Raw genomic sequence first — 26,269 nt, 5'->3', positions numbered from 1 at the left:
TTGCGGCCCTGATGAGAGGTCAAACGAAACAGAGCGACAGCGGCTCGGCGATGTAGGCCGGTTTTTCTTCGCTCTCGATTTCCAGTGTGACGGTGGCCTTTAGCAGCCACTGGCCTGGCTTCTTCTCGAGGGCATCGACCAACTCGACTTTCAGGCGCACCCGGCTGTCGACTTTCACTGGCTGGATGAAGCGCACGCTGTCCAGGCCATAGTTGACGACCATCTTCAGGCCCTCTGGCAGGACCAGAATGTCTTCCATGAGCTTGGGGATCAGCGAAAGGGTCAGGAAACCATGGGCGATGGTCGTGCCGAATGGGGTTTTCGCGGCTTTTTCCGGGTCGACATGGATGAATTGAAAGTCGCCGGTGGCCTCGGCGAACAGGTTGATGCGCTGCTGGTCGATCTTCAACCACGCGGAGCGCCCCAGTTCCTTACCAACGTACTGCGAAAGCTCTGTAACCGGTACATAAGGCATCGCGACTCTCCAAGTTGTCTTTTGGTACGAAGGTGCAAGATCAGCACGATGAACCGTTCCAGTCAAGTTGCCAGCTTTTCGGCGAATATCGGCTTATCAGTCGGGCGTGCTTATAATGGCCGCCATGCCCGAAGGAGATGCTTATGCTGTTGCGTGGTTTGACCTGGCTAGTGCTGTTTCAGCTGCTGGGTACGGCGATCAACCATTTGTTCGTGCCGATCCTGCCGGGGCCGATCATCGGTCTGCTGCTGTTGTTATGCTTCCTGATGGCCCGCGGTGAAGTGGGCCAGCCGTTGAACGAAGCGGCCAGCAGCCTGCTGCGCTACTTGCCGCTGTTGCTGGTGCCACCAGCGGTGGGGGTGATGGTGTATGCCAAGGATATCGCCGCCGATTTCTGGGCCATCGTGGGTGCTCTGTTCATTTCTTGCCTGGTGACCCTGGTGTTCGTCGGCGTGCTCATGCAGAAGCTCATGCAGCGCCAAGGCCAGCGCGGCGAGGAGCGGCCATGAACCTCGATTGGCAAGGCGCGCTCGATGCTGTTATCCATCACCCGCTGTTCGGCATAGGCATCACGCTGGGGGCCTACCAGATCGTGCTGGCCGCCTATGAGAAGACTCGCTGGATCTTCCTGCAGCCAGTGCTGGTGTCGATGGTGCTGGTGATCGGCGTGTTGCTGACCTGCGGCATCGATTACGCCGAATACCGCAAGAGCACCGAAATCATGAACATCCTCCTGGGCCCGGCCACGGTAGCCTTGGCGGTACCGCTGTATCTGAACCTTCGACGGATCCGGCAGTTGTTCTGGCCGACATTTACTACGCTGGTAGTCGGAGGCTTGTTCGCGACTGTGGCCTGCCTACTGCTGGGCAGGTGGTTTGGCGCCGAACACATGATTCTGATGACCATGGCGCCGAAGTCGGTGACCTCGCCAATCGCCATGCTGGTGGCCGAGCAGATCGGCGGCGTGGCGGCGTTGGCGGCGGTGTTCGTGTTGATTACCGGGGTGATCGGGGCGATCTTCGGCCCGGCCTTGCTGACCCGTTTCGGGGTCCACAACCCCGAGGCGCGCGGCATGTCCCTGGGCGTCACGGCGCACGCCGTGGGGACCTCGGTGGCCTTGCAGGAAAGTGACGAATGCGGCGCCTTCGCAGCGCTGGCGATGAGCCTGATGGGCGTGGCCACGGCAGTATTCCTGCCCTTGGCCGTCAGCCTGGTGGCCTGAGGAGTTGTGATGACGCTACCGCTGTTTCCCCTCAATACCGTGCTGTTTCCCGGCTGCCTGCTCGACTTGCAGATCTTCGAAGCGCGCTACCTGGACATGATCGGGCGCTGCATGAAGAAGGGCGAAGGTTTTGGAGTGGTCTGCATCCTGGAAGGCGAGCAGGTCGGCAAGGCGCCGCCAGTGGTCGCGTCGATTGGCTGCGAAGCGATGATTCGCGATTTCGTGCAGCAGGAGAACGGCCTGCTGGGTATTCGTGTGGAAGGTGTTCGACGCTTCGAGCTGAGCCAGACCGAGGTGCAGAAGGACCAGTTGTTGGTCGGGGAAGTCAATTGGTTGCCGGAGCAGGCCGACAGCCCTTTGACCGAGCACGATGATGACCTGCTGGCGTTGCTGGTGGCCTTGGGTGAGCACCCGATGGTCGAAGCTCTGGACATGCCTCGGGAGGTCGATGGGCGGCAGGCCTTGTCTAATCAGCTGGCGTATCTGTTGCCGTTCATGGAGGAGGACAAGCTGGACTTGCTGGCGATCGACTCGCCTCAGGAGCGGTTGGCTGAAATCCAGAAACTGCTGGAGCGCATCCAGGGCGAGCTGTTTGCCTGAAGGTCATCGATTCGAGCAAGGCCCCTCACCAGCGTAGGAGCGAGCCTTGCTCGCGATGCGCCGCACCGGCGGTGCGCGCTCTCACAGGCGCCAACAACCCCCGCCAGGCTCAATACTGATACCGCAACAACGCCTGAGGCAGCGCATGCAGGGCAAAGAACGCCAGTAGCGCGATACAGGCCGGCAACACCAGCCACCACACTCGCAGCGGCAAGGCACCCAGCGGCTGGCGGTGCTGGGCCAGCGTCAGGCTGACCGCGCAGACGCAGCAAGCCAGCAATGCGCCGGCCAGAATATCAGTCGGCCAGTGCGCCCCCAGATACACTCGCGACAGCGCAATGGCCAGGGCAGGAATGCAGCCCAGCAGCACCCAGGTCAGGCGCATCCTCGGTGGCTGCCCGCGTCCGGCCAGCAACGCCAGCACCACGAAGAATGCGAACGAGGCCGAACTGTGCCCGCTGGGCATGCTGTAGCTGGTCAATGGGTCGGTCAGCACCTCAGGTCGAGCCCGGGCGAACAACCATTTCAGTGTGCCGTTGGCAATGGCCGTTCCCATCAGTGCGCCGCCGGCAAACAGCGCATGGCGCCATTGGCGGGCAAGCAGCAGCAAGCCAGTGAGCAACCCTCCGAGGAACAGCTGGGTACGGAAATCGCCCAGGCGGGTCACCAGCACCACGGCGCCATCGATGACCTGGCTGCGGTGCTCCTGGACCAGGCTCATCACGCCTTGATCGAACTCATGCAGATAAGGCCAGCCAAGGAACAGTCCCAGCAGCGCCAGGAAGCTCAGGCCGGCGATCAGCCGTGTGCCATGACGTTGATCGCGAATGCTGCTGCTCAGACTCAGACCGATCAGCACCGCAAGGCTGCCGCCGATGATTCCTGCATCCAGCCAGAAGCCTTCCGGCAGAGGCAGGCGCATGGCCGCACCGGTGGCCCAGCCTGGCAGCAGGTACGCCACTGACCACCCGGCGCCCGCCACCAGGCTGACGGCAATAAAGCGCGGCAGGGGCATGTCGAACATGCCCGCGACCATGGGCAGCATCGGGCGCAGCGGGCCGATGAAGCGGCCTACCAGCAGGCTGGCGATGCCATAGCGTTGGAAGTAGTTTTCGGCGCTGCCAATCCATTCCGGGTGGTGGCGCAACACGGGGAGGCGGCGGATGTTCTGGTGGAAGTGCTTGCCGATCGTGTACGAAATCGCATCGCCGAGCAGGCCGCCCAGGAAACCGAGCAGCAGCGTTTCGCCAAGGCCGAACGTGCCGCTACCCGCGAGCACGGCGACGGCGAACAGCAGCACGGTCCCTGGCACGATGATGCCGGCGATGGCCAGGCACTCCACGCAGGCCACCAGGAAAATTGCCAGGCCAAGCCACTGAGGGTTGGCGCTGAGCCAGCCAGTCAGGCTATCGAGCCATTGGCCCATCTATCAGCTTCCTTGTTCGAGAGTGAAGAAATCATGCCCTTCGACTTGTCCCCGGCGCAGCGGGTTCCGGGTACAGAAGCGGGCGTACTCGGCGTCGACGAAGCGGTACGGCAGATGCTCGTCGCGGCCTGTGGGAATGCCCAGTCGGGCGCATTGCACAATCCGAGGGACCTGTATGTCGCAGTCTTCGACATAGAGGTTTTCGGGGTCGAAGCGTTGGGCGTCCCAGCGCGGTACCTTCAGGCCCAGCGCCCGGCACAGCAGCGTCTGGCCCGCACACAGGCGCTCGGCCGGGCGCAGGTTGCCGCTGGCATCGGGGTTGTTCAGTTGCATCCGTGCCAGGCTGTTGGCATCCGAAAGGGCGTCCACCCACGGATAGCCCGACTTGATCAGCACCGCATTGCCTGGACCCTGGGCGCTGAAATTCAGCGAATCGCCGCCGCGGGCGTAGTACATGTAGATGTGCCCGCCATCGAGAAACAGTGCCTTGCGCTTGTCTGTGTAGCCGAGCGAGGCGTGGCTGCCTTTGTCGGTCAGGTAGTAGGCCTCGGTTTCGATGATGCGCGCCGCCAGCCACAGGTCGCCGTGGCGATGGCGGATGACTTTACCCAGCAGGTCCTTGGCGAGCGTCTGGGCGTCGCGGTCGAAGAAGCTGTCGGGCAGGGCGCGGGCAGGGCAGGGTGCGGTAGCTGGCATGCTGGCGGTTCGTCGTTTCAGAGGCGGCGATGATAACAATGATTGGCTTAACCGAGGCTGAAGCTGAGGAAATGCCGTCGCATCGCGGCAAGTCAGTCCAAGGCCCGGTAGAGCCGGCTTGCCGGCGATCAGGTCGAGGTGGCTTGAAGCAATTTCGATAAGAGCGGTTACATCTTTCCCAGGCATTCCCCGCTACCATTTTCTACCATCCGCCACCCGCCGCTGGGCGTATACCTGCGCGACAGTTATAATCAGCCGATTTCCCCTTCGCCAAGACACCGAACCCATGACTGAGTCCGTTCTTGACTATATGACCCGTTTGGGTCGCGCTGCTCGCCAGGCCTCCCGGGTGATCGCCCGTGCCAGCACCGCGCAGAAAAACCGCGCCCTGCAAGCTGCCGCCGATGCGCTGGATGCTGCCCGTGACGAGCTCGCCGCAGCCAACGAACTGGACCTGGCCGCCGGACGTGCCAATGGCCTGGAGCCAGCCCTGCTGGACCGCCTGGCGCTGACCCCGGCGCGTATCGACGGCATGATCACCGGCCTGCGCCAGGTGGCCAGCCTGCCGGACCCGGTCGGTGCGATCCGTGACATGAGCTACCGCCCGTCGGGCATCCAGGTGGGCAAGATGCGCGTGCCGCTTGGTGTGATCGGGATCATCTACGAGTCGCGTCCCAACGTGACCATCGATGCTGCCAGCCTGTGCCTGAAGTCGGGTAACGCCACCATCCTGCGCGGTGGTTCCGAGGCCATCCACTCCAACCGCGCCATCGCCACCTGCATTCAACGTGGCTTGGCTGAGGCCGGCCTGCCGGCGGCGGTGGTGCAGGTGGTCGAGACCACCGACCGCGAAGCCGTGGGCGCCTTGATCAGCATGCCGGAGTTCGTCGATGTGATCGTGCCGCGTGGTGGTCGAGGGCTGATCGAGCGCATCAGCCGTGACGCCCGGGTCCCGGTGATCAAGCACCTCGACGGCATCTGCCACGTCTATGTGGCCGAGCATGCCGACCTCGACAAGGCCTGGCGTGTGGCCTTCAACGCCAAGACCTACCGTTATGGCATCTGCGGGGCGATGGAAACCCTGTTGGTCGACCAGCGCGTGGCCGAAGGCTTCCTGCCGGAAATGGCCCGCCGCTTCGCCGAGAAAGGGGTCGAGCTGCGCGGTTGCGAACGCACCCGGGCGCTGATCGATGCCAAGCCGGCCACCGAGGACGACTGGCACACCGAGTACCTCGACGCGATCCTGTCGATTCGAGTGGTCGACGGCCTGGACCAGGCCATCGAGCACATCAACCACTATGGCTCGCACCATACCGATTCGATCATCACCGAACACCAGGGGCAGGCCCGCCAGTTCATGGCCGAGGTCGATTCCGCATCGGTGATGCTCAATACCCCGACCTGCTTCGCCGATGGTTTCGAATATGGCCTGGGTGCTGAGATTGGCATTTCCACCGACAAGCTGCATGCTCGCGGCCCGGTCGGCCTGGAAGGGCTGACCTGCGAGAAGTACGTGGTGATCGGTGATGGCCAGCTACGCGGCCAGGAGTCCTGCTGAGTTGAGCAAGGCCCAGGCAGTCCGGCGCATTGGCGTTCTAGGCGGCACATTCGACCCCGTGCACATCGGCCACCTGCGCAGCGCGCTGGAGGTTGCCGAGTTCATGGCGCTGGATGAGTTGCGCCTGCTGCCCAACGCCCGGCCACCGCACCGCGACACCCCGCAGGTGGCGGCGCAGGACCGGCTGGCGATGGTTCGCGAGGCGGTTCAAGGCGTCGCATGCCTGAGCGTGGATGCCCGGGAGCTGGAGCGCGACAAGCCGTCGTACACCATCGATACCCTGGAGTCGATCCGTGCCGAGCTGGGCGCTGCCGACCAATTGTTTCTGGTGATGGGTTGGGATGCCTTCTGTGGCCTACCTAGCTGGCATCGCTGGGAAGAGCTGTTGCAACACTGTCACATCCTGGTGCTGCAACGCCCGGATGCCGACGTAGAACCCCCTGACGAGCTGCGCAACCTTCTGGCGGCGCGCTCGGAGAGCGATCCCACCGCCATGTCCGGCCCGGCGGGGAATATTTCGTTCGTCTGGCAGACGCCGCTTGCGGTGTCGGCTACTCAGATCCGACAGCTGCTGGCCAGCGGCAAGTCGGTGAGGTACCTGGTGCCGGACGCCGTACTGGCCTATATCGAGGCGCACGACCTGTACCGTGCCCCTAACTGACGGTGCCGCAGGCACCTCACCTAACGAGTTGAAAGAGTTTTTTATGAGCAAGCAGAAAATCAATGGCGAAGAGCTGGTCGAGCTGACCAAGGCAGCGCTGGAAGACGTCAAGGCCCAGGACATCCAGGTCATCGACGTGCGCGACAAGCACAGCCTGACCGACTACATGATCATTGCCACCGGTACCTCCAATCGTCAGATCAACGCGATGCTGGAAAAGGTCCGTGAAGCGGTCAAGGCCAAGGGCGCTCAGCCTCTGGGTGAAGAAGGCAAGGGCGACAGCGACTGGGTGCTGCTGGACCTGAACGACGTCATCGTGCACATGATGACCGCCGCTGCCCGTCAGTTCTATGACCTGGAGCGTCTGTGGCTGGGCGCCGAGCAGAGCCGTTCGGCCGATGGCAAGCACCACAGCCCGGAGAACAGCCACGACTACTCCGACAAGCTCAAGGATCGGGAATAAGGAAGCGTCGTGCGTCTGCGCCTGATCGCGGTCGGCTCGCGCATGCCCAAGTGGGTCGAGGACGGTTGGCATGAATATGCCAAGCGCCTGCCCCCTGAGCTGTCGCTGGAGCTGGTGGAAATCCCGCTGAACACTCGTGGCAAGAATGCCGACGTCGCCCGCCTGATCCGTCAGGAGGGCGAAGCCATGCTGAGCAAGGTTCAGCCTGGGGAACGCATCGTCACGCTCGAGGTCCATGGCAAGCCCTGGAGCACCGAGCAGTTGGCGACCGAGTTGGACCGCTGGCGCCTGGACGCGCGCACGGTGAATTTGATGGTGGGTGGCCCGGAAGGGCTGGCGCCTGAAGTCTGTGCACGCGCCGAGCAACGCTGGTCGCTGTCGCCGTTGACCCTGCCGCACCCATTGGTAAGGATACTCATCGGCGAGCAGATCTATCGCGCCTGGACCGTGCTGTCCGGGCATCCTTATCACAAATGAGCCTGTAAGCCCGCCCGATGTCGCAGCCGATCCGTCTCAAGGACCACGAGAAAGACGCCCGCCTGGTGCGCAACCGCGTCGTGGTCGGCGCGGTTGCGATCATGTTGCTCATCTGCGTGCTGATCGCGCGGCTGTACTACCTGCAGATCATCCAGTACGACTATCACTCGACGTTGTCCGAGAACAACCGGGTGCATGTCCAGCCCATCCCGCCAACGCGGGGGCTGATCTTCGACCGCAATGGCGTGATCGTCGCCGACAACCGGCCCAGCTTTAGCCTGTCCATGACCCGGGAACGTGCGGGTAACTGGCAGGAAGTGCTGGATACCATCGTCGAAGTGCTGGAATTGACGCCCGACGATCGCGCGCTGTTCGAGAAGCGCATGCGCCAGGGTCGCAGGCCGTTCGAGCCGGTGCCGATCCTGTTCGAGCTGAACGAAGAGCAGATCGCTCGCGTGGCGGTCAACCAGTTCCGCCTGCCTGGCGTGGAAGTGGTTGCGCAGCTGGTGCGCCACTACCCGCAAGGTGCGCACTTCGCCCACTCGGTCGGCTATGTCGGGCGCATCAACGAGAAAGAGCTCAAGTCCCTCGACCCGGTGAACTACAGCGGTACCCACCACATCGGCAAGACCGGCATCGAGCGCTTCTACGAAGCCGAGCTGCATGGCCAGGTAGGTTACGAGGAAGTCGAGACCAACGCCCGTGGCCGTGTGCTGCGGGTGCTCAAGCGCACCGACCCGAAACCGGGCAAGGACATTGTCCTGAGCCTGGATATCAAGCTGCAGGAGGCTGCCGAGGCAGCGCTGGGTGGCCGGCGTGGCGCGGTGGTCGCGCTTGACCCGCGCACCGGCGAGGTGCTGGCGATGGTCAGCCAGCCAAGCTTCGATCCGAATCTGTTCGTCACCGGCATCAGTTTCAAGGCCTATGCCGAGCTGCGTGACTCGATCGACCGACCACTGTTCAACCGCGTGCTGCGCGGTTTGTATCCGCCTGGCTCGACCATCAAGCCTGCCGTGGCCATCGCCGGCCTCGACAGTGGCGTGGTCAACGCCAGCAGCCGGGTGTTCGACCCGGGTTACTACCAGTTGCCCAACTACGACCACAAGTACCGCAACTGGAACCGCACCGGCGATGGCTGGGTCGACCTGGATACCGCCATCATGCGTTCCAACGACACCTACTTCTACGATCTTGCCCACAAGATGGGCATCGACCGGCTGTCGAGCTACATGAATAAGTTCGGTATCGGGCAGAAGGTCTCCCTCGACATGTTCGAGGAATCGGCCGGCCTGATGCCGTCCCGCGAGTGGAAACGCGCCACCCGTCGCCAGGCCTGGTTCCCCGGTGAGACGCTGATCCTGGGTATTGGCCAGGGCTACATGCAGGCCACGCCGCTGCAGCTGGCGCAGGCCACCGCGCTGATCGCCAACAAGGGCGTGTGGAACCGTCCGCACCTGGCCAAGACCATCGAAGGTCAACCCCCGGTGGACGACAACCCCATGGAGAACATCGTCCTGCGTGACAAGTCCGATTGGGCCAAGGTCACCCATGGCATGGAACAAGTGATGCACAACGCCCGAGGTACAGCACGCAAGGCTGCCCTGGGTGCCCAGTATCGGATTGCCGGCAAGAGCGGTACCGCGCAGGTGGTAGCGATCAAGCAAGGCGAGAAGTACGACCGCAACAAACTGCAGGAGCGCCATCGCGACCACGCGCTGTTCGTTGCCTTCGCCCCGGCTGACGATCCGAAGATCGTGGTCTCGGTGATGGTCGAGAACGGTGAATCCGGCTCTGGTGTCGCCGCCCCGGTGGTGCGTCAGGTCATGGACGCCTGGCTGCTCGACGAAAACGGCCGGCTCAAGCCTGAGTTCGCGCCTGCCACCGTTGCCCAGGAAACGGCTCAGTGAAGAACAATTTCGATCGCATGCTCTCCAGCGAGGACGTGATGCGTCGACGCGCCAGCTTCCTGCAGCGCATCCACGTCGACGGCCCCTTGCTGGTCATCCTGCTGACCCTCGCGGCCGGCAGCCTGTTCGTCCTCTATTCGGCCAGTGGCAAGAACTGGGACCTGCTGCTCAAGCAGGCCAGCTCGTTCGGCATCGGTCTGGTGTCGATGTTCATCATCGCCCAGCTCGAGCCACGCTTCATGGCGCGTTGGGTTCCGCTGGCCTACCTGGCCGGGGTGTTCCTGTTGATCGTGGTGGACGTCATGGGCCATAACGCCATGGGCGCCACGCGCTGGATCAACATCCCCGGGGTGATCCGCTTCCAGCCGTCAGAGTTCATGAAGATCATCATGCCGGCGACCATCGCCTGGTACCTGTCCAAGCGCACCTTGCCGCCACACCTCAAGCATGTGGCCATCAGCCTGGTGCTGATCGGTGTGCCGTTCATACTCATCGTGCGCCAGCCTGACCTCGGCACAGCACTGCTGATCCTGGCCTCGGGGGCCTTCGTGCTATTCATGGGCGGCTTGCGCTGGCGCTGGATCATCAGCGTGCTGGCGGCGGCGGTGCCCGTGGCGGTGGCCATGTGGTTCTTCGTCATGCATGACTACCAGAAGCAGCGCGTGCTGACCTTCCTCGACCCGGAAAGCGACCCGCTGGGCACCGGCTGGAACATCATCCAGTCCAAAGCCGCAATCGGCTCCGGTGGCGTGTTCGGCAAGGGCTGGCTGCTGGGTACCCAGTCGCACCTGGACTTCCTTCCCGAAAGTCATACCGACTTCATCATCGCGGTGCTCGGCGAGGAGTTCGGCCTGGTGGGCATCTGCCTGCTGCTGCTGATCTACCTGTTGCTCATTGGCCGTGGCCTGATGATCACGGCCCAGGCCCAGACCCTGTTCGGCAAGCTGCTGGCAGGTAGCCTAACCATGACCTTCTTTGTATACGTATTCGTCAATATCGGTATGGTCAGCGGCCTGTTGCCCGTGGTGGGCGTGCCGCTGCCCTTCATTAGCTATGGCGGAACTTCGTTGGTGACGCTGCTGTCAGCGTTTGGCGTTCTGATGTCGATCCACACGCACCGCAAATGGATCGCGCAAGTTTGAATAAGGTGAAAATTTTCATGCAAGCAGTGCGTGGCTGGGCTGCCCGTTTTGCGCCCTGGATTGGCGCGTTGGGCCTGTTTGGCGCTGTCCAGCAAGCTAATGCCGGCGATTACGAGGGCTCGCCCCAGGTGGCCGAGTTTGTCAGCGAAATGACCCGTGACTACGGTTTTGCCGGCGAGCAGCTCATGGCCGTGTTCGGCGAGGTCCAGCGCAAGCAGTCGATTCTCGACGCGATTTCCCGCCCTGCCGAGCGGGTCAAGCCGTGGAAGGACTACCGGCCGATGTTCATCACCGACGCACGCATCGCCCGCGGCGTGGACTTCTGGCGCCAGCACGAAGCGACCCTGGCCCGTGCCGAGCAGGAATACGGCGTGCCTGCCCAGGTGATCGTGTCCATCATTGGTGTTGAAACCTTCTTTGGTCGCAACACGGGCAATTACCGGGTCATCGACGCCCTGTCGACCCTGGGCTTCGATTATCCGCCGCGTGCCGAGTTCTTCCGCAAAGAGCTGCGCGAGTTCCTGTTGCTGTCCCGCGAGGAGCAACTCGACCCGCTCACCCTCAAGGGCTCCTACGCCGGTGCCATGGGGCTGCCGCAGTTCATGCCCAGCAGTTTCCGTAACTATGCGGTCGACTTCGACGGCGATGGCCACATCAACATCTGGAACAATCCCGATGATGCCATCGGCAGCGTCGCCAGCTATTTCAAGCGCCATGGCTGGGTAGCTGGCGAGCCTGTGGTCAGTCGGGCCCAGGTGGCCGGTACACAGGCGGATCAGGGGCTGACGACCGGCATCGAGCCGGTGAAGACGGTTGGGGAGTTGCGAGCGCTAGGCTGGTCGAGTCATGATGCGCTGCGCGATGATCTGCCAGTGACCGCCTTCCGCCTGGAAGGTGAAAACGGCCCCGAATATTGGATGGGCCTGAAGAATTTCTACGCGATCACTCGCTACAACCGCAGCGTGATGTATGCCATGGCGGTGCATCAGCTTTCGGAACAGCTGGTTCAAGCACGGGGCGTCAAGTAATGCGCGCAATCATCTCTGCCAACTCCTTCAAGTTGCTGACCTGTGTCGCGGTCGGCCTGGCGCTGGCCAGTTGTTCGTCCAGCCGCCCAACCTCCCAGCAGAGCGGTAACGTGGTCAGTTCCCAGCCTGGACTGGATATCAACCGTGCCCACAAGGACGGTGCGCCCTGGTGGGACGTGGACGTGAACAAGATCCCCGATGCCACGCCCACCGTGCACACCGGTCCCTACAAGGCCAACCCGTACACGGTGTTGGGCAAGACCTACTACCCGATGCAAGACGCGCGCAATTACCGCGCCGAAGGCACGGCGTCGTGGTACGGCACCAAGTTCCACGGTCAGAACACCGCCAATGGCGAGCTCTATGACCTCTATGGCATGAGCGCGGCGCACAAGACGCTGCCGCTGCCTGCCTATGTGCGAGTGACCAACCTGGCCAACGGCCGCAGTGTGATCCTGCGGGTCAATGACCGTGGACCGTTCTATTCGGACCGGATCATCGACTTGTCCTACGCGGCGGCGAAGAAGCTCGGTTACGCCGAGATCGGTACCGCCCACGTGCGGGTCGAGGGTATCGACCCGCAGCAATGGTGGGCCCAGCGTGGCCAGCAGCCGCCCCTGATGCTCAAGGAGCCTCAGGTGGCCCAGGCTCAGCCGATTCCGGCCAGCACCGGGCGCGTCGAGCAGTGGACGCCGCCGCCGCAGCAGCACGCCGCACCTGTAGTGCCGGTGCAGGTTGGCGGCAACAATGTGCCAAGCGGCAACGGCGGCAGCTTCCTGCAAGTGGGGGCGTTCGCCAACCCGGACGCCGCCGAGCTGCTGCGTTCGAAACTGAGCACCATGGTCAGCGCCCCGGTGTTCATCAGTTCCATCGTGCGTAACCAGCAGACCCTGCACCGTGTTCGCCTGGGACCGATCGGCAGCCAGGGCGAGATCCAGCAGGCTCAGGACAGCATTCGCCTGGCGAACTTGGGGCAGGCAAAGCTGGTCACAGCTGACTGACCCTGTCGACGGCAACAGGGCCGGTACTGAACCATGCCAAACTGTCGGTTTTGTCATGAATTGGCGGGCGCAGGCATGTACAATGGCCGCTTTTGCTGCCGGCCAGGGAACCCTTGCCCTCCGGGCATCAGACCATTAGCGATTTTCGAGAGACGGATGAACATCACCAAGCTTGCCAAACGACTTTGCCTGCCCGTACTGCTGATGATCACGCCTGCCGCTTTCGCGGCGGAGCAGATGATGCCATCGCCACCGCAGCTGGCGGCCAAGTCCTACGTACTCATGGACGCGTCCAGCGGCAACGTGCTGGTCGAGAACAACGGTGACGAGCGTCTGCCGCCAGCCAGCCTGACCAAGCTGATGACCGCTTACATCGCCACCCTGGACATCCGCCGTGGCCAGATCGGCGAAAACGACCCGGTCACCGTCAGCGAAAACGCCTGGCGCACCGGTGGTTCGCGCATGTTCATCAAAGTGGGCAGCCAGGTCACCGTCAGCGACCTGCTGCACGGCATCATCATCCAGTCGGGTAACGACGCCTCCGTCGCCCTGGCCGAGCACATCGCCGGCAGCGAAGACGCGTTCGCCGACATGATGAACAAGACCGCCGCCGACCTCGGCATGAGCAACAGCCACTTCATGAACCCGACCGGCCTGCCGAACCCGGAGCACTACTCTTCGGCCCACGACATGGCCCTGCTGGCGCGTGCGATCATCGACGAGGATCCGGCCCACTACGCCATCTACTCGCAGAAAGAGTTCTTCTGGAACAACATCAAGCAGCCTAACCGCAACCTGCTGCTGTGGCGCGACAAGACCGTCGACGGCCTGAAGACCGGCCACACCGACGAAGCGGGCTACTGCATGGTGGCTTCGGCCGTTCGTGACGGCCAGCGCCTGATCGCCGTGGTGTTCGGCACCAACAGCGAGCAAGCCCGTGCCGCCGAGACCCAGAAGCTGCTGACTTACGGTTTCCGCTTCTTCGAAACCCAGACCTTCTACCAGAAGGGTACCGAACTGGCCCAGGCGCCGGTTTGGAAGGGTGCCACCAGCCAGGTGAAAGCGGGTCTGGCCAACGACCTGACCCTGACTATGCCTAAAGGCCAATTGAAGCGTCTGCAGGCTTCGATGACCATGAACCCGCAGCTCACCGCACCGATCGCAAAAGGTGACGTGATCGGCAAAGTGGAAGTCAAACTGGACGAAAATGTGGTTCACAGCGCCGACCTGATCGCCCTCGACGGCGTCGAGGAAGGTGGTTTCATCCGCCGTATGTGGGATAGCATTCGTCTATTCTTCTACGGGTTGTTCAACTGATACGTGACCTGCCACGCTCCCGCGCATCGTTGCGGGAGCGTTGTTGTTGCCACGGCTTACGAGGCCGTTTCCGCCATGAGCGAAGCTGACGTCAAGTCGCACAAAATCGAATTCCCCTGCGAGGATTACCCGATCAAGGTGATCGGCGATACCGTTGTCGGTTTCCGAGACACGGTGATCGAGATCCTCAGCAAGCACGCCAAAGTCGACCTCCAGACACTGGCCGAGCGCCAGAGCAAGGAAGGCAAGTACACCACCGTGCAATTGCACATCGTTGCCGAAAGCGAGAACCAGCTGCACGATATCAATAGCGCCCTGCGCGCGACCGGCATCGTGAAAATGGTGCTCTGATGCCGCGGTGTCTCGGTTTTCGCGATCTTGGCCTGCAGCCCTATGAACCGGTGCTGGAGGCCATGCGTCGTTTTACCGAGCAGCGTGGCCCGGACAGCCAGGACGAAGTCTGGCTGGTCGAGCACCCCGCGGTCTTCACCCAGGGCCAGGCCGGCAAGGCCGAGCACCTGCTGGTACCGGGCGATATCCCGGTGGTGCAGACCGACCGCGGTGGCCAGGTGACCTATCACGGCCCCGGGCAGTTGGTGGCCTACCTGCTGCTGGATGTACGTCGCCTTGGCTTCGGTGTGCGTGACCTGGTGAGCCGTATCGAGCGCACCCTGATCGACCTGCTGGCCAGCTACGATGTCCAGGCTGCGGCAAAACCCGATGCTCCCGGTGTCTATGTCGATGGAGCGAAAATCGCCTCCCTCGGCCTGCGAATCCGCAATGGCCGTTCGTTTCATGGCCTTGCTCTGAATGTGGACATGGACCTTGCGCCATTCCGCCGAATCAACCCCTGCGGGTACGCGGGGCTGGCCATGACCCAGCTGCGCGACCTGGCAGGTCCGATCGAACTCGACGAGGTCAGGACAAGGCTGCGCGGACAGCTGGTCAAGCACCTCGACTATGCTGAGCAGACGACCCTCACGGGCGGAATCGACTGAATATGACAACTGTGCAAGAAGCCGTGCCGAACCTGACTCCTACCCAGGATTCCACCCCGCGCCCCGCGCCGAAGAAGGTGGAAGCTGGCGTTAAACTGCGTGGCGCCGAAAAGGTCGCCCGTATTCCGGTGAAGATCATCCCCACCGAAGAACTGCCGAAAAAGCCGGACTGGATCCGCGTGCGTATCCCGGTTTCCCCGGAGGTCGACCGCATCAAGCAACTGCTGCGCAAGCACAAGTTACACAGCGTGTGCGAAGAGGCATCCTGCCCGAACCTGGGCGAGTGCTTCTCGGGGGGGACTGCGACCTTCATGATCATGGGTGACATCTGCACCCGTCGTTGCCCGTTCTGCGACGTTGGCCATGGCCGACCAAAGCCACTGGATGTCGACGAGCCGAAAAACCTGGCCATCGCCATCGCCGACCTGCGCCTGAAGTACGTGGTCATCACTTCGGTGGACCGCGACGACCTGCGCGACGGCGGCGCCCAGCACTTCGCCGACTGCATTCGCGAAATCCGTGCGCTGTCGCCGGGCGTTCAGCTCGAGACCTTGGTCCCGGACTACCGTGGCCGCATGGACATCGCTCTGGAGATCACTGCGCAAGAGCCGCCAGATGTCTTCAACCACAACCTGGAAACCGTCCCGCGCCTTTACAAGGCCGCGCGTCCGGGCTCGGACTATGATTGGTCGCTGGACCTGCTGCAGAAGTTCAAGCAGATGGTGCCCCATGTGCCGACCAAGTCGGGCCTGATGCTCGGCCTGGGCGAGACCGACGAAGAAGTCATCGAAGTCATGCACCGCATGCGCGAGCACGACATCGACATGCTGACCCTTGGCCAGTACCTGCAGCCATCGCGCAGTCACCTGCCGGTTCAGCGCTTCGTCCACCCGGATACCTTCGCCTGGTTCGCCGAGGAAGGTTACAAGATGGGCTTCAAGAACGTCGCGTCCGGCCCGCTGGTGCGCTCGTCCTATCACGCTGACCAGCAGGCTCATGAGGCCAAGATCAAGCTCTGATCCTGTGTTGAGTCAGACATGCCGATGCGCGCCGAAAGGCGGCATCGGCATTTTTGTATGAGCATTGTCGGTGAAACACGGTAAGGAGTTACCCAGTGAACAGCGTTGAAACCTTCGAGTCCCGCTTGCTTGCCGCGTTGCCCGTAGGTGCTTGCTTCGCCGTGGTCGCCCCCGCCGGGCCGGCCCGGCTGGATGCGCAAAAAGCCGGCCTGTGGTTTGCCAGCCGGGGCTATCAGTCCCGTATCTATCCGAGCGTCAATCAGGCCCAGGGTTATCTGGCCGGCTCCGACCAGCGTCGCCTGCAGGACCTGCACGATGCATTCGCCGACCCTTCCATCCACGCCATTTTGTGCATGCGTGGCGGTTACGGCAGCATGCGCCTGCTCGACAAGCTCGACTTCGAGCTGATTCGGCGCAATCCCAAGCCGTTGATTGGCTACAGCGACATCACCGCGCTGCATACCGCCATCGGCCGTCACAGTGGGCTGGTGACCTTCCATGGGGCGATGCTCAACGCCGACCTGCTGGGCGCCAAGCTCGAGCCCACCGAATCTTCGCTACTGGCGCAGTTGAACGGGCGTCTGGCGGCGGGCGATGCCATCGTCCATCCGGCAGCCTACCCGTTGAGCAGTGTAGTGCCTGGCGAAGCCAGTGGGCGCTTGGTGGGCGGCAACCTGTCGTTGCTGGGGGCTACGATGGGTACCATGGCCGAGGTCGATACCCAGGACAGTATCCTGTTCATCGAAGATGTGAACGAGCCACTGTACCGGGTAGATCGTCTGCTGACCCAACTGCGCCTGGCCGGCAAGCTCGAGGGCGTCAAAGGCGTATTGGTGGGGGACTTCGCCGGCGTTACGGTCGCCGCCATGACGCCGCTGCTGGAGGACATCTTCGCGCCGCTGGGTGTGCCTGTACTGGCCGGGTGGCGCAGCGGGCACTGTGACCCGAATGTGTGTCTGCCCCTGGGGGCGTGGGTGCAACTGGACAGCAGCAAGCAGACCTTGGTGCTGCAGCAGGACCTGTTCCGGTCCTGACCGCCATCGTCAGCAGATCATCCCTGCGGCCTTCAGCAGCGGCCTCGACGGGCAAAAGGGGCGCAACGCGGCCCAAGATCCTGATCGCCCAGTGCACCTAGGCTTTGTACGAAAAGCCTTGAAACTCGGTGATGCTGCGTCGAAAACAGCCTCGGAATGCTCATTTACAACCCGTAAACTCCGCTTCCTCGGCTGTTTTCGCCTTGCCTGACCTTCGTCTCAAGACTTTTCAGACAGACCCTAATGCCCGCCCGGTGAAACAATGATCTTCACGTTCTGCTCCTTGTTGTTCACCAATTCTTCGAAGCCGAGCTCGACAATTTGCTCCAGCCCGATTCGCCCAGTCACCAGCGGTCGAATATCCAGACGCCCATCGGCAATGAATGCGATCACATCAGCGAACTCGCCATTGTAGGCCAATGCCCCGATCACCTGTTTCTCGGTGGACACCAGTTCGAAGAAGTTGAACTCGCTGGGCTCCTCGAAAATACCCACCAACACGCACTTACCGGCCTTGCGAATGGCATCGATGGCCAGCTTGGCCGTGTGCTTGTTGCCGATGCACTCGAAGCTCACATCGGCCCCAAGCCCGCCAGTGAGCGCGCGAATCTCGGCCAGGGCATCGCACTGGCTAGGGTCGAGCACCACGCTGGCTCCCACTTCCTTGGCCTTGGCTTTGCGTGCCGAGGACATTTCCAGCGCGATCACCTGAGCCGCACCGGCAGCCTTGGCGCACATGATGGTGCAAAGGCCGATGGTGCCTGCGCCTACCACCACCACGTTCTGTCCCAGCAGGCTGCCGGCCTTCTTCACCGCGTGCATGCCCACCGCCAACGGCTCGATCAGTGCCCCGGCCTCCCGTGGGAAGCCCTGTGGCAACCGATACAGCAAGTTGGCGGGCACATTGACCCGTTCGGCGAAGGCACCGTTGTTCATAAGCCCGGTGAAGGCCAGGCGCTCGCAGATGTTGTACAGGCCATGGGTGCAGTAGTAGCAGGTCCCGCAATGCTGGCAGGCATCCGCCGCCACCGGGTCGCCCACGGCATAGCCTTCGACTCCCTCGCCGAGCTTGGCGATTTCACCGCAGAACTCGTGGCCGAGGATGCACTGGCCCTGGATGCCGGTCAGAGGATGCGGCGCCTCGACCGGGATGAACACTGGGCCCGCCACGTATTCGTGTAGATCGGAACCACAGATGCCGCACCAGTCCACCTTGATTTGCACCCAGCCAGGAGGCGGGTCGGCAGGCAGGGGGACCTGTTCGACACGGATGTCATGGCGGCCATGCCAGACGGCGGCGCGCATATGGGTGTGGCTCAGGTCATTCATGATGATTGTCTCCAGACTCACGCAACGGGATCAGTGCTTGCGCAGGAACGCCAACAGTCGTTCGTTGACCTGTTCGGCTGCCTCCATCTGCACCATGTGACCAACGCCAGGCACGACCAGGACCTCGGCCTCCAATCCTTCGGCATGGGCGGCTGGGATGATCGCGTCCTCGGCGCCCCAGACCACCATAGCCGGGTGCTGGCCAAGCACGCTACGCAGGTCGTACCGTTGCCGGTCACCTTCGGCGATGGCCGAGCGCAGCTGTCTCAGTGCCTGGTCCACGCCTTCCAGGCGCTTGAACTTGAGCATGTCCTCGAGCATCTGCCGGGTGACCAGCGCGGGGTCGGCGAACAGCTGGGTCAGCTGTGGCTTGAGGGCGTTGCGGTTGGCCGCCTCGACGAAGCCGTGAAGGTATTGCCCGTTGATCGCATCGCCCAGCCCGGCGCTGGCGACCAGGCTCAGGCTCGCCACCCGTTGCGGCGCCAGGCGCGCCACGTTCAGGCTGACCGCGCCGCCCATTGAATGCCCGGCCAGATGGGCGCGTGGGATGTCCAAATGGTCGAGCAGGGCGAGCACTGTCTCGCTCAGCTCATCCAGGTCGCCCCGCTGCAGTGCCTTGGCCGACTCGCCATGGCCAGGCAGGTCCAGCGCAATTACCCGGCGTTCGGCGGCCAGGGCCGGATGGTTGAACAGCCAGTTGTTGAGGTCGCCGCCGAAACCGTGAACCAGCAGCAGCGGGGTGCCACCTTCACCCAGTTCGAACCAGCGCAGCAGGCGGCCACCCACTTCGGCCTTCTGAGGTGCGGGCCCTTGAGCCTGGTCGGCGGCCCCTTCGGCGACGAACTCGGCCTGGAACTGCTGCACCACCGCGTCGATTTCAGCCTCGCTGGCCTGACCTTCCACCACCACGGCAAGCAACGCACCCACCGGCAGGGTTTCGTCGGGTTGGGCGATCAGGCGGCGTAACACGCCACTGAAAGGCGCCTCGACGCTGCTGCTGATCTTGTCGGTTTCAACGTCCAGCACTTCATCGCCCTTGTTGATCTCGTCGCCTTCCTGCTTGAGCCAGGCATCGACCCGGCCCTCGGTCATCGACAAGCCCCACTTGGGCATGGTCAGGGTATGGATCTGGCTCATGCGGCGCTCCTTGCAGCTTCGATTACCTTGCGCACAGCGGCCTCGATCTTCGCGGCATCCGGGATGTACAAGTCTTCGAGGGCGTCGGAAAACGGCACGGGTGTATGGGGCGCGGTGACCATCTCGATCGGGCCTTTGAGCGAGCCGAACGCTTTCTGCGCAACCAGTGCGCTAATGTCGGTGGCCATGGAGCAGCGCGGGTTGGCTTCGTCGATAACCACCAGGCGGCCGGTCTTCTCCACGCTTTCGAGAATGCTGTCTTCGTCCAGTGGGCTGGTGGTGCGCAGGTCCAGCACTTCGCAGTCGATGCCCTGACGAGCCAAGTTGTTGGCTGCCTCAAGCGCCACATGGACCATGCGCCCGTAGGTCACCAGCGTCACGTCGTCGCCGTCGCGCAGGAAGTTGGCCTCGCCGAAGGGCACCGTGTAGACCTCTTCCGGCACCTCGCCCTGCATGCTGTAGAGCAACTTGTGCTCGCAGAAGATCACCGGGTCGTTGTCACGGATGGCCTGGATCAACAGCCCCTTGGCGTCATAGGGCGAGGCGGGGCAGACCACCTTGAGTCCTGGGATGTGGGTCCACAGCGAGGTGAGCATCTGCGAGTGCTGTGCCGCCGCACGCAGTCCGGCGCCGTACATGGTGCGCATCACCAGCGGAGTGACGGCCTTGCCGCCGAACATATAGCGGAACTTGGCCGCCTGGTTGAGGATTTGGTCCAGGCAGCAACCAGCGAAGTCGACGAACATCAGTTCGCAGACCGGGCGCAGGCCTTGGGTGGCGGCCCCGACGGCGGCCCCGACATAGCCGATTTCCGACAGCGGTGCGTCGAGTACCCGGCCAGGGAATTGGTGGTAAAGACCTTTGGTCACGCCCAGCACGCCGCCCCAGGCATCGTCTTCGCCGGGCGCGCCGGCACCGCCGGCAACGTCTTCGCCGATGATGAACACGCTGCTGTCGCGACGCATTTCCTGGGCCAGGGCTTCGTTGATGGCCTGCTGGTAGCTGATCTTTCTTGCCATGGTGGTTCTCCTGTTGTTCTTGTTGTCCGGGCTCAGGGGTAGGTGACGTAGACGTCGGTGAGCAGGTCTGCAGGCTGTGGCTTGGGATCGGACTTGGCACGGCGCACGGCGTCTTCGATCAGGTCTTCGACGCGGGCGTCGATGGCGTCGAGCTGCTCGTTGGTAAGCAAGCCAGCGCGGGTGGTCTTGTTGCGGAACTGCAACAGGCAGTCGCGCTGTTCGCGCAGGTGCTTCACCTCGTCCGGGGCGCGGTAGGTCTGCGCATCGCCCTCGAAGTGGCCGTAGTAGCGGCTGAGCTTGACCTCGATCAGCGACGGGCCTTGTCCGGAACGGGCGCGTTCGATGGCGGCAGCGGCAGCCTCGTGCACGGCGAAGAAGTCGAAGCCATCGATGGTGACCCCGGGCATGCCGAAACCGGCGGCGCGGTCGGCGATGTGGTCGCAGGCCACCGACCAGGTCGAGGCGGTGGCTTCGGCGTAGCCATTGTTCTCGGCGACGAAGATGCACGGCAGGTTCATGATCGAAGCCAGGTTCATCGCTTCGAACACCGCGCCTTCGTTGGAGGCGCCGTCGCCGAAGAAGGCCACCGAAACGTCGTCGCGTCCCTTGAGCTTGGCGGCCAGAGCGGCGCCGGCCACCAGCGGGGCACCGGCACCGACGATGCCGTTGGCGCCGAGCATGCCTTTTTCCAGGTCGGCAATGTGCATCGAGCCGCCCTTGCCGCCGCACACGCCGGTCTTCTTGCCGTAGATCTCGGCCATCATGCCGTACACATCCACGCCCTTGGCAATGCAGTGACCGTGGCCGCGATGGGTGGAGGCGATGCAGTCGCTGTCGCGCAGGTGGGCCATGACCCCGGCGGCGGAGGCTTCTTCGCCAGCGTAAAGGTGGACGAAACCGGGGATCTCGCCGGTGGCGAACTCCACGTGCAGGCGTTCTTCGAAGGCGCGGATGGTACGCATCACTTCGTAGGCATGTAGCAACTGTTCGCAGCTCAGGTGAGTGGACATCTTGTTGTTCTCCAGGGTTGTCTCAACACGGGTTTGCAGGGTGCAGCCGATGACCGCGCGGGACGGCCAGCAGGTGGTGCCGTGCGGCATGGGCCAGCACGGCCTCGACATCCACGGTCAGGGGGCCTTGGTGATCGAGGGTAATGGTGGGGTTGTCGCCTTCGGCAAACTCGATTTCGCGCTCGCCGTCCAGGGCCAGGGTGCCGCTGGCGAGGCTCAGGCCATGGGGCACGCCGGGGGCCAGAAAGCCCGAAGCGGTGATGCCGCAACCTTGCAGCAGTCCTGGCGCCAGGGGGGCCAGCAAGGCATGTTCGGCGCCGGGGTTCAGGCGTACCCAGGCACCCTGCGCCGCGTGGCGCGACACTGGGCACCACAGGCCGCACAGGGACGAGAGGCCAATGGCATGGGGTTCGGCGAAGCAGGCAAAGACTTCGCTCAGGTCTTCGCTGCGGCTCAAGGCGCGGGCACCGACGAAGCGCTGAGGCGACACCGCGACTTCCACCAGGGCCCATTCACAGAGGTTCTGCCGCGCTACGTTCACCAGCAGGCGCTTGTTGCGGCGCAGGCTGATCGTGTTCGGCACTTGGCCGCTGGCGAACAGGCCTCCGGCCAGGCCGGCACTGGTGGCTTCGCGCAGCTCGGGGAAAGCGTTATTGGTGCCGGTGGACAGTGTCAGCAGCGGTACGTCCCCGGCATGGGCAGCAACCGCCTTGTGGGTGCCGTCGCCACCGAGCACGGCGATCATGGCCACGCCACGCTCGACCATCAGACGGGTGGCCAGGCGGGTATCGGCGACCGTCTGGGTCAGGGGCAGGTCGAGCAGTTCCAGTGCCGGCCAATGCTGGTCGCGAGCTATCGGGCCATGGCTGGCCTTGAGTACAGCGGCAGCGATACCCGTCATGTCCGTGGGCATCAGCACTTGGCTCACACCGGTGGCACCGAAGGCTGCGAGCAGTCGCTGGATGGCCGAGGCCTTGTCGGTGCTCGAGTAGAGCCCGGCGTTGGCGGTCAGGCGACGCAGGTCTCGGCCAGAGGCAGGGTTGGCAATGATCCCGACAGTCGGGGCAGGTTGCGACATGGCGCACCTCGTATTCTTGTTTGCCAAGGCAAGAGCAAGGTGGGTGCCAGCTTTTTCGGGGTTGGCTGAGAAGCTTGCTCCAGAGCGGTTCCGGCGTCTTCCGGCGGGTGCCCTCGGTGGCACTGGCGAGACGCCCGGTGCCAGGGCTCGGCCGGTTTCGACGAGACGCTGAGACGCTGCGTCTCAAGCCTGCCGGTAATCACTCAGTGCTTGTCGGGGGATGTCCGGAAGCGCTTAATGGCCGGACAACGATAAAAACAGCAACGAGAACCGGAGGGCCTGAATGCTTGCCGCGAACTCCCGAGCCCATGTCGACTGCGTCAGCCGGGTGCTGAAGAATGCCGACCGCCTGCCGCAGGCACCGGTGCCGCCGCTGATTCTCGATTCATGGCGCCGTTCCATGGAGCTGTACCGCCTCGACCCAGGCTCCCAGCAGGGGCCGCGCATCCTTTCCCAAAGCGTGCTCAACGAATGCCGCGAACGTGCCGAGCTGTTTCTGCGTATCGCCAGCGATGCCGTGGCGCGCCTGCATGAGCGTGTGCGCGGTGCCGACTACTGTGTGCTGCTCACCGACGCCCTCGGGCGCACCATCGACTATCGGGTTGAATCCGCTATTCGCAACGACTGCCGCAAGGCCGGGCTGTACCTGGGTACCTGCTGGTCGGAAGGCGAGGAGGGGACTTGCGGCGTGGCGGCCGTCCTGACCAGCAAGGCGCCGGTCACGGTGCACAAGCGTGACCACTTTCGCGCGGCCTTCATCGGCCTGACCTGCACGGCGGCCCCTGTGTTCGACCCCCAAGGGGAGTTGCTGGGGGTAGTGGATGTTTCCGCCCTGCAATCGCCGGACGACCGTCGTAGCCAGCACTTGATCCGCCAGCTGGTGGAGCAGACTGCGCGGGAGATCGAAAACGCCTTTTTCATGCACAGCGCCCAAGGCCATTGGGTGATGCGCGCTCATGGCACGCCGGGGTATGTCGAGAGCCAGCCGGACTACCTGCTGGCCTGGGATGCCGACGGGCGCCTGCGGGCGATCAACAGCCTGGCCCGCGAGCGCCTGCTGGCCCGCCATGGACGCTTGCCCGAGCACATCGGCGAGTTGTTCGACCTGGATCAGCTGCGCCGCGCCAACGAGGCCTCTGCCCAGCGGCTGCCGGGGTGGGGCGGTTTGTATGGCCGGGTGAGTGCGCCCCGGCGACGCGAGCCAGTGCGCGCCGTGCAGCAGGCCCAGGACCCTCGAATCGAGCAGCATTTGCGCCTGGCCACGCGGGTCAAGGACTGCAACCTTGCAGTGCTGGTGCAGGGTGAGACTGGCGCGGGCAAGGAAGTTTTCGCCCGCCAGTTGCATCAGCAGAGCCAGCGCTGTACCGGACCCTTCGTTACGCTCAACTGCGCGGCGATCCCTGAGAGCCTGATCGAGAGCGAGCTGTTCGGCTATGTGGCCGGCGCCTTTACCGGTGCATCGAGCAAAGGTATGCAAGGACTGTTGCAGCAGGCCGATGGCGGCACCTTGTTCCTCGATGAAATCGGTGACATGCCACTCAATCTGCAGACCCGATTGCTGCGGGTGCTGGCTGAAGGCGAGGTGGCACCTTTGGGCGCTGCACGGCGCGAGCGCGTGGATATCCAGGTGATCTGTGCCACCCACCGGGACTTGGCTGTGATGGTGAGTGAAGGGCGTTTTCGTGAGGACCTGTATTTTCGCCTGGCCAACGCCCGCTTCGAGTTGCCGCCGCTGCGTGAGCGCGATGATCGCTTGGGCTTGATTCACCAGTTGCTGGCCGAAGAGGCCAAGGCGTGTGGTGTCGAGGTGACGTTGGCCGACGATGCGTTGCAGGCGCTGCTGGTGTATCGCTGGCCGGGTAATCTGCGCCAGCTGCGGCAGGTGTTGCGCTATGCCTGTGCGGTCAGTGAAGGGGGGCAGGTGTGTCTGGAGAGCCTGCCACAGGAGGTGCGTGGCGATGCAGCGCCTTCGGCGGATGTCGGGACGTCGAGCCCGGCCCGGCAACTGTTGCTCGATGCCTTGATTCGCCATCGCTGGAAGCCGGCCGAGGCGGCGCGGGCGTTGGGGATTTCGCGAGCCACCCTGTATCGGCGGGTGCATGAGCACCGGATCGAGATGCCGCGGATGAAGGGGTGATTTTGGGGCTGCCTTGCGGCCCCATCGTCGGCAAGCCAGCTGTTTGGGATCGAGCGTCGCCTGCGCGGCGCATCGCCAGCAAGGCTCAGTCACCAACCCTCTAAAGACAACCCAAAAAAAACCCCGGCACATGTCCGGGGTTTCGGTACATCACGCTACGCGATCACTCCTGGCTAGCCAGTTTGTGCTCAAGGTAGTGGATGTTGACGCCGCCTTTGCAGAAACCTTCATCCCGCACCAGGTCGCGGTGCAGTGGGATGTTGGTCTTGATGCCGTCGACGACGATCTCGTCCAGGGCATTGCGCATGCGCGCCATGGCTTCGTCACGGTCCTTGCCGTAGGTGATCAGCTTGCCGATCAGCGAGTCGTAGTTCGGCGGAACCGAATAACCGCTGTACAGGTGCGAATCGACGCGAACGCCGTTGCCGCCTGGCGCGTGGAAGTGCTTCACCTTGCCTGGGCTCGGGATGAACTTCTTCGGGTCTTCGGCGTTGATACGGCATTCCAGCGCATGACCACGGATGACCACGTCTTCCTGGCGGATCGACAGCTTGTTGCCAGCGGCGATGCTGAGCATCTCCTTGACGATGTCGATACCGGTGACCATCTCCGACACCGGGTGCTCAACCTGCACACGGGTGTTCATCTCGATGAAGTAGAAACGGCCGTTTTCGTACAGGAACTCGAAGGTACCGGCACCGCGGTAGCCGATCTCGATGCACGCATCGACGCAACGCTTGAAGACTTCCTGACGGGCTTTCTCGTCGATGCCCGGGGCAGGTGCTTCTTCCAGGACTTTCTGGTGACGGCGTTGCAGCGAGCAGTCACGGTCGCCCAGGTGAATGGCGTTGCCCTGGCCGTCGGACAGCACCTGAACTTCCACGTGACGTGGGTTGGTCAGGAACTTCTCCAGGTAGACCATCGGGTTGCCGAAGGCCGCACCGGCTTCGGTACGGGTCAGCTTGGCCGAGGCAATCAGGTCTTCTTCCTTGTGCACCACGCGCATGCCGCGACCACCACCGCCACCGGCGGCCTTGATGATCACCGGGTAGCCGACGTCACGGGCGATTGCCAGGGCAACCTCTTCGTCTTCCGGCAGCGGACCGTCGGAACCCGGAACGGTCGGAACGCCCGACTTGATCATCGCGTCCTTGGCCGAGACCTTGTCGCCCATCAGGCGAATGGTGTCGGCTTTCGGGCCGATGAAAGCAAAACCGGACTTCTCGACCTGCTCGGCGAAATCGGCGTTTTCCGCCAGGAAGCCGTAGCCAGGGTGGATGGCGGTAGCGCCTGTCACTTCAGCGGCAGCGATGATCGCCGGGATGTGCAGGTACGAATCTTTGGACGAAGCAGGACCAATGCAGACCGACTCGTCTGCCAGGCCCAGGTGCATCAGTTCACGGTCGGCCGTGGAGTGTACGGCGACGGTCTTGATGCCCAGCTCTTTGCAGGCACGCAGGATCCGCAGGGCAATTTCCCCACGGTTGGCGATCAGGACTTTTTCCAGCTTCCCAGACATCGTTGGCTCTCCGCGA

Annotated in this window: 26 protein-coding genes; 17 read left to right on the top strand and 9 right to left on the bottom strand. The window is 63.2% G+C overall.

The window, feature by feature from the left end:
• Positions 1 to 19: 19 nt before the first annotated feature.
• The gene (locus tag P3R38_RS21985) at positions 20 to 475 is read right to left on the bottom strand and encodes a MaoC family dehydratase (RefSeq protein ID WP_277686605.1); all 456 of its coding nucleotides are present in this window, start codon (positions 473 to 475) and stop codon (positions 20 to 22) included.
• A 143-nt stretch (positions 476 to 618) separates the two neighbouring features.
• Here P3R38_RS21985 and P3R38_RS21980 point away from each other — a divergent pair, with 143 nt between their 5' ends.
• Genes P3R38_RS21980 through P3R38_RS21970 form a run of 3 tightly spaced genes read left to right on the top strand, consistent with a single transcriptional unit; the run spans position 619 to position 2,297 of the window.
• Entirely contained in the window at positions 619 to 984 is a 366-nt protein-coding gene (locus P3R38_RS21980) for a CidA/LrgA family protein (RefSeq protein ID WP_023382538.1), read from the top strand.
• Complete coding sequence (locus tag P3R38_RS21975) at positions 981 to 1,697, top strand: LrgB family protein (RefSeq protein WP_023382537.1); 717 nt, start codon at positions 981 to 983, stop codon at positions 1,695 to 1,697. Before P3R38_RS21980 ends, P3R38_RS21975 begins: the two co-directional genes overlap by 4 nt.
• Positions 1,698 to 1,706: 9 nt before the next feature.
• Positions 1,707 to 2,297 carry an LON peptidase substrate-binding domain-containing protein gene (locus tag P3R38_RS21970; protein WP_023382536.1) on the top strand — a complete coding sequence of 197 codons (591 nt, stop codon included), beginning with the start codon at positions 1,707 to 1,709 and terminating at the stop codon, positions 2,295 to 2,297.
• 109 nt (positions 2,298 to 2,406) lie between these two features.
• Here P3R38_RS21970 and P3R38_RS21965 read toward each other — a convergent pair whose 3' ends face one another.
• Entirely contained in the window at positions 2,407 to 3,723 is a 1,317-nt protein-coding gene (locus tag P3R38_RS21965; RefSeq protein ID WP_023382535.1) for a bifunctional DedA family/phosphatase PAP2 family protein, read from the bottom strand.
• Positions 3,724 to 3,726: 3 nt separating this feature from the next.
• Positions 3,727 to 4,419, bottom strand: coding sequence for a DNA-3-methyladenine glycosylase (locus tag P3R38_RS21960; RefSeq protein WP_023382534.1), 693 nt, complete (start codon positions 4,417 to 4,419; stop codon positions 3,727 to 3,729).
• 286 nt (positions 4,420 to 4,705) lie between these two features.
• Between P3R38_RS21960 and P3R38_RS21955 the strand changes: the two genes are divergently transcribed.
• From P3R38_RS21955 to P3R38_RS21895, 13 genes are all read left to right on the top strand, one after another.
• Positions 4,706 to 5,977, top strand: coding sequence for a glutamate-5-semialdehyde dehydrogenase (locus P3R38_RS21955; protein ID WP_023382533.1), 1,272 nt, complete (start codon positions 4,706 to 4,708; stop codon positions 5,975 to 5,977).
• Positions 5,946 to 6,638 (top strand): nicotinate-nucleotide adenylyltransferase, encoded by a 693-nt coding sequence (gene nadD / locus P3R38_RS21950; RefSeq protein WP_049818785.1) that lies wholly within the window; start codon positions 5,946 to 5,948, stop codon positions 6,636 to 6,638. Before P3R38_RS21955 ends, nadD begins: the two co-directional genes overlap by 32 nt.
• A gap of 43 nt (positions 6,639 to 6,681) precedes the next feature.
• The gene (gene rsfS, locus P3R38_RS21945) at positions 6,682 to 7,101 is read left to right on the top strand and encodes a ribosome silencing factor (protein ID WP_023382531.1); all 420 of its coding nucleotides are present in this window, start codon (positions 6,682 to 6,684) and stop codon (positions 7,099 to 7,101) included.
• 9 nt (positions 7,102 to 7,110) lie between these two features.
• Entirely contained in the window at positions 7,111 to 7,578 is a 468-nt protein-coding gene (gene rlmH / locus P3R38_RS21940; RefSeq protein ID WP_023382530.1) for a 23S rRNA (pseudouridine(1915)-N(3))-methyltransferase RlmH, read from the top strand.
• A 17-nt stretch (positions 7,579 to 7,595) separates the two neighbouring features.
• A complete protein-coding gene (gene mrdA, locus P3R38_RS21935) occupies positions 7,596 to 9,485 on the top strand; it encodes a penicillin-binding protein 2 (protein ID WP_023382529.1) in 1,890 nt (629 codons plus the stop codon).
• 38 nt (positions 9,486 to 9,523) lie between these two features.
• On the top strand, positions 9,524 to 10,627 hold the full coding sequence (gene rodA, locus P3R38_RS21930) for a rod shape-determining protein RodA (protein ID WP_049818786.1): 1,104 nt from the start codon (positions 9,524 to 9,526) through the stop codon (positions 10,625 to 10,627).
• 17 nt (positions 10,628 to 10,644) lie between these two features.
• On the top strand, positions 10,645 to 11,655 hold the full coding sequence (gene mltB, locus P3R38_RS21925; protein WP_104883254.1) for a lytic murein transglycosylase B: 1,011 nt from the start codon (positions 10,645 to 10,647) through the stop codon (positions 11,653 to 11,655).
• Positions 11,655 to 12,656, top strand: a complete 1,002-nt coding sequence (locus P3R38_RS21920) for a septal ring lytic transglycosylase RlpA family protein (RefSeq protein WP_277686602.1) — start codon at positions 11,655 to 11,657, stop codon at positions 12,654 to 12,656. Before mltB ends, P3R38_RS21920 begins: the two co-directional genes overlap by 1 nt.
• Positions 12,657 to 12,812: 156 nt before the next feature.
• Positions 12,813 to 13,973 (top strand): D-alanyl-D-alanine carboxypeptidase family protein, encoded by a 1,161-nt coding sequence (locus P3R38_RS21915; protein WP_023382525.1) that lies wholly within the window; start codon positions 12,813 to 12,815, stop codon positions 13,971 to 13,973.
• Positions 13,974 to 14,048: 75 nt separating this feature from the next.
• Complete coding sequence (locus tag P3R38_RS21910; protein WP_023382524.1) at positions 14,049 to 14,324, top strand: DUF493 domain-containing protein; 276 nt, start codon at positions 14,049 to 14,051, stop codon at positions 14,322 to 14,324.
• Positions 14,324 to 14,971: a lipoyl(octanoyl) transferase LipB gene (gene lipB, locus P3R38_RS21905; protein WP_023382523.1), complete on the top strand. Its 648-nt coding sequence runs from the start codon at positions 14,324 to 14,326 to the stop codon at positions 14,969 to 14,971. Before P3R38_RS21910 ends, lipB begins: the two co-directional genes overlap by 1 nt.
• Positions 14,972 to 14,973: 2 nt before the next feature.
• The gene (lipA, locus tag P3R38_RS21900; RefSeq protein WP_238346504.1) at positions 14,974 to 15,990 is read left to right on the top strand and encodes a lipoyl synthase; all 1,017 of its coding nucleotides are present in this window, start codon (positions 14,974 to 14,976) and stop codon (positions 15,988 to 15,990) included.
• A gap of 95 nt (positions 15,991 to 16,085) precedes the next feature.
• Complete coding sequence (locus P3R38_RS21895) at positions 16,086 to 17,024, top strand: LD-carboxypeptidase (protein ID WP_023382521.1); 939 nt, start codon at positions 16,086 to 16,088, stop codon at positions 17,022 to 17,024.
• Positions 17,025 to 17,264: 240 nt separating this feature from the next.
• On the opposite strand, the gene P3R38_RS21890 is transcribed toward P3R38_RS21895, so the two are convergent.
• The 5 genes from P3R38_RS21890 to P3R38_RS21870 are packed head-to-tail and all read right to left on the bottom strand — an operon-like array spanning position 17,265 to position 22,597.
• Positions 17,265 to 18,329 (bottom strand): 2,3-butanediol dehydrogenase, encoded by a 1,065-nt coding sequence (locus tag P3R38_RS21890; protein WP_238346505.1) that lies wholly within the window; start codon positions 18,327 to 18,329, stop codon positions 17,265 to 17,267.
• A gap of 54 nt (positions 18,330 to 18,383) precedes the next feature.
• Complete coding sequence (locus P3R38_RS21885; protein WP_104883256.1) at positions 18,384 to 19,490, bottom strand: acetoin dehydrogenase dihydrolipoyllysine-residue acetyltransferase subunit; 1,107 nt, start codon at positions 19,488 to 19,490, stop codon at positions 18,384 to 18,386.
• Complete coding sequence (locus tag P3R38_RS21880; protein ID WP_023382518.1) at positions 19,487 to 20,509, bottom strand: alpha-ketoacid dehydrogenase subunit beta; 1,023 nt, start codon at positions 20,507 to 20,509, stop codon at positions 19,487 to 19,489. The genes P3R38_RS21885 and P3R38_RS21880 overlap by 4 nt, the downstream gene beginning before the upstream one ends.
• 32 nt (positions 20,510 to 20,541) lie before the next feature.
• A complete protein-coding gene (locus P3R38_RS21875; RefSeq protein ID WP_027907498.1) occupies positions 20,542 to 21,519 on the bottom strand; it encodes a thiamine pyrophosphate-dependent dehydrogenase E1 component subunit alpha in 978 nt (325 codons plus the stop codon).
• A 22-nt stretch (positions 21,520 to 21,541) separates the two neighbouring features.
• Entirely contained in the window at positions 21,542 to 22,597 is a 1,056-nt protein-coding gene (locus tag P3R38_RS21870; protein WP_277686601.1) for an NAD(+)/NADH kinase, read from the bottom strand.
• Positions 22,598 to 22,880: 283 nt separating this feature from the next.
• Here P3R38_RS21870 and P3R38_RS21865 point away from each other — a divergent pair, with 283 nt between their 5' ends.
• Positions 22,881 to 24,734: a sigma-54-dependent Fis family transcriptional regulator gene (locus tag P3R38_RS21865; RefSeq protein WP_186599076.1), complete on the top strand. Its 1,854-nt coding sequence runs from the start codon at positions 22,881 to 22,883 to the stop codon at positions 24,732 to 24,734.
• A gap of 163 nt (positions 24,735 to 24,897) precedes the next feature.
• On the opposite strand, the gene accC is transcribed toward P3R38_RS21865, so the two are convergent.
• Positions 24,898 to 26,253: an acetyl-CoA carboxylase biotin carboxylase subunit gene (gene accC / locus P3R38_RS21860; RefSeq protein WP_023382514.1), complete on the bottom strand. Its 1,356-nt coding sequence runs from the start codon at positions 26,251 to 26,253 to the stop codon at positions 24,898 to 24,900.
• Between the last annotated feature and the right edge of the window lie 16 nt (positions 26,254 to 26,269).

This window comes from Pseudomonas sp. NyZ480, from assembly GCF_029537255.1.
GTDB lineage: Bacteria > Pseudomonadota > Gammaproteobacteria > Pseudomonadales > Pseudomonadaceae > Aquipseudomonas > Aquipseudomonas taiwanensis.
The sequence above is the reverse complement of the archived record's forward strand: the minus strand, read 5'-3'. Positions and strand labels throughout refer to the sequence as shown.

Excerpts from the sequence above, each read along its gene's own strand:
- P3R38_RS21985 (WP_277686605.1), bottom strand. The coding sequence starts at position 475 with ATGCCTTATGTACCGGTTACAGAGCTTTCGCAGTACGTTGGTAAGGAA.
- P3R38_RS21980 (WP_023382538.1), top strand. The coding sequence starts at position 619 with ATGCTGTTGCGTGGTTTGACCTGGCTAGTGCTGTTTCAGCTGCTGGGT.
- P3R38_RS21975 (WP_023382537.1), top strand. The coding sequence starts at position 981 with ATGAACCTCGATTGGCAAGGCGCGCTCGATGCTGTTATCCATCACCCG.
- P3R38_RS21970 (WP_023382536.1), top strand. The coding sequence starts at position 1,707 with ATGACGCTACCGCTGTTTCCCCTCAATACCGTGCTGTTTCCCGGCTGC.
- P3R38_RS21965 (WP_023382535.1), bottom strand. The coding sequence starts at position 3,723 with ATGGGCCAATGGCTCGATAGCCTGACTGGCTGGCTCAGCGCCAACCCT.
- P3R38_RS21960 (WP_023382534.1), bottom strand. The coding sequence starts at position 4,419 with ATGCCAGCTACCGCACCCTGCCCTGCCCGCGCCCTGCCCGACAGCTTC.
- P3R38_RS21955 (WP_023382533.1), top strand. The coding sequence starts at position 4,706 with ATGACTGAGTCCGTTCTTGACTATATGACCCGTTTGGGTCGCGCTGCT.
- nadD (WP_049818785.1), top strand. The coding sequence starts at position 5,946 with ATGGCCAGCTACGCGGCCAGGAGTCCTGCTGAGTTGAGCAAGGCCCAG.
- rsfS (WP_023382531.1), top strand. The coding sequence starts at position 6,682 with ATGAGCAAGCAGAAAATCAATGGCGAAGAGCTGGTCGAGCTGACCAAG.
- mrdA (WP_023382529.1), top strand. The coding sequence starts at position 7,596 with ATGTCGCAGCCGATCCGTCTCAAGGACCACGAGAAAGACGCCCGCCTG.
- rodA (WP_049818786.1), top strand. The coding sequence starts at position 9,524 with ATGCGTCGACGCGCCAGCTTCCTGCAGCGCATCCACGTCGACGGCCCC.
- mltB (WP_104883254.1), top strand. The coding sequence starts at position 10,645 with ATGCAAGCAGTGCGTGGCTGGGCTGCCCGTTTTGCGCCCTGGATTGGC.
- P3R38_RS21920 (WP_277686602.1), top strand. The coding sequence starts at position 11,655 with ATGCGCGCAATCATCTCTGCCAACTCCTTCAAGTTGCTGACCTGTGTC.
- P3R38_RS21915 (WP_023382525.1), top strand. The coding sequence starts at position 12,813 with ATGAACATCACCAAGCTTGCCAAACGACTTTGCCTGCCCGTACTGCTG.
- P3R38_RS21910 (WP_023382524.1), top strand. The coding sequence starts at position 14,049 with ATGAGCGAAGCTGACGTCAAGTCGCACAAAATCGAATTCCCCTGCGAG.
- lipB (WP_023382523.1), top strand. The coding sequence starts at position 14,324 with ATGCCGCGGTGTCTCGGTTTTCGCGATCTTGGCCTGCAGCCCTATGAA.
- lipA (WP_238346504.1), top strand. The coding sequence starts at position 14,974 with ATGACAACTGTGCAAGAAGCCGTGCCGAACCTGACTCCTACCCAGGAT.
- P3R38_RS21890 (WP_238346505.1), bottom strand. The coding sequence starts at position 18,329 with ATGCGCGCCGCCGTCTGGCATGGCCGCCATGACATCCGTGTCGAACAG.
- P3R38_RS21885 (WP_104883256.1), bottom strand. The coding sequence starts at position 19,490 with ATGAGCCAGATCCATACCCTGACCATGCCCAAGTGGGGCTTGTCGATG.
- P3R38_RS21880 (WP_023382518.1), bottom strand. The coding sequence starts at position 20,509 with ATGGCAAGAAAGATCAGCTACCAGCAGGCCATCAACGAAGCCCTGGCC.
- P3R38_RS21875 (WP_027907498.1), bottom strand. The coding sequence starts at position 21,519 with ATGTCCACTCACCTGAGCTGCGAACAGTTGCTACATGCCTACGAAGTG.
- P3R38_RS21870 (WP_277686601.1), bottom strand. The coding sequence starts at position 22,597 with ATGTCGCAACCTGCCCCGACTGTCGGGATCATTGCCAACCCTGCCTCT.
- P3R38_RS21865 (WP_186599076.1), top strand. The coding sequence starts at position 22,881 with ATGCTTGCCGCGAACTCCCGAGCCCATGTCGACTGCGTCAGCCGGGTG.
- accC (WP_023382514.1), bottom strand. The coding sequence starts at position 26,253 with ATGTCTGGGAAGCTGGAAAAAGTCCTGATCGCCAACCGTGGGGAAATT.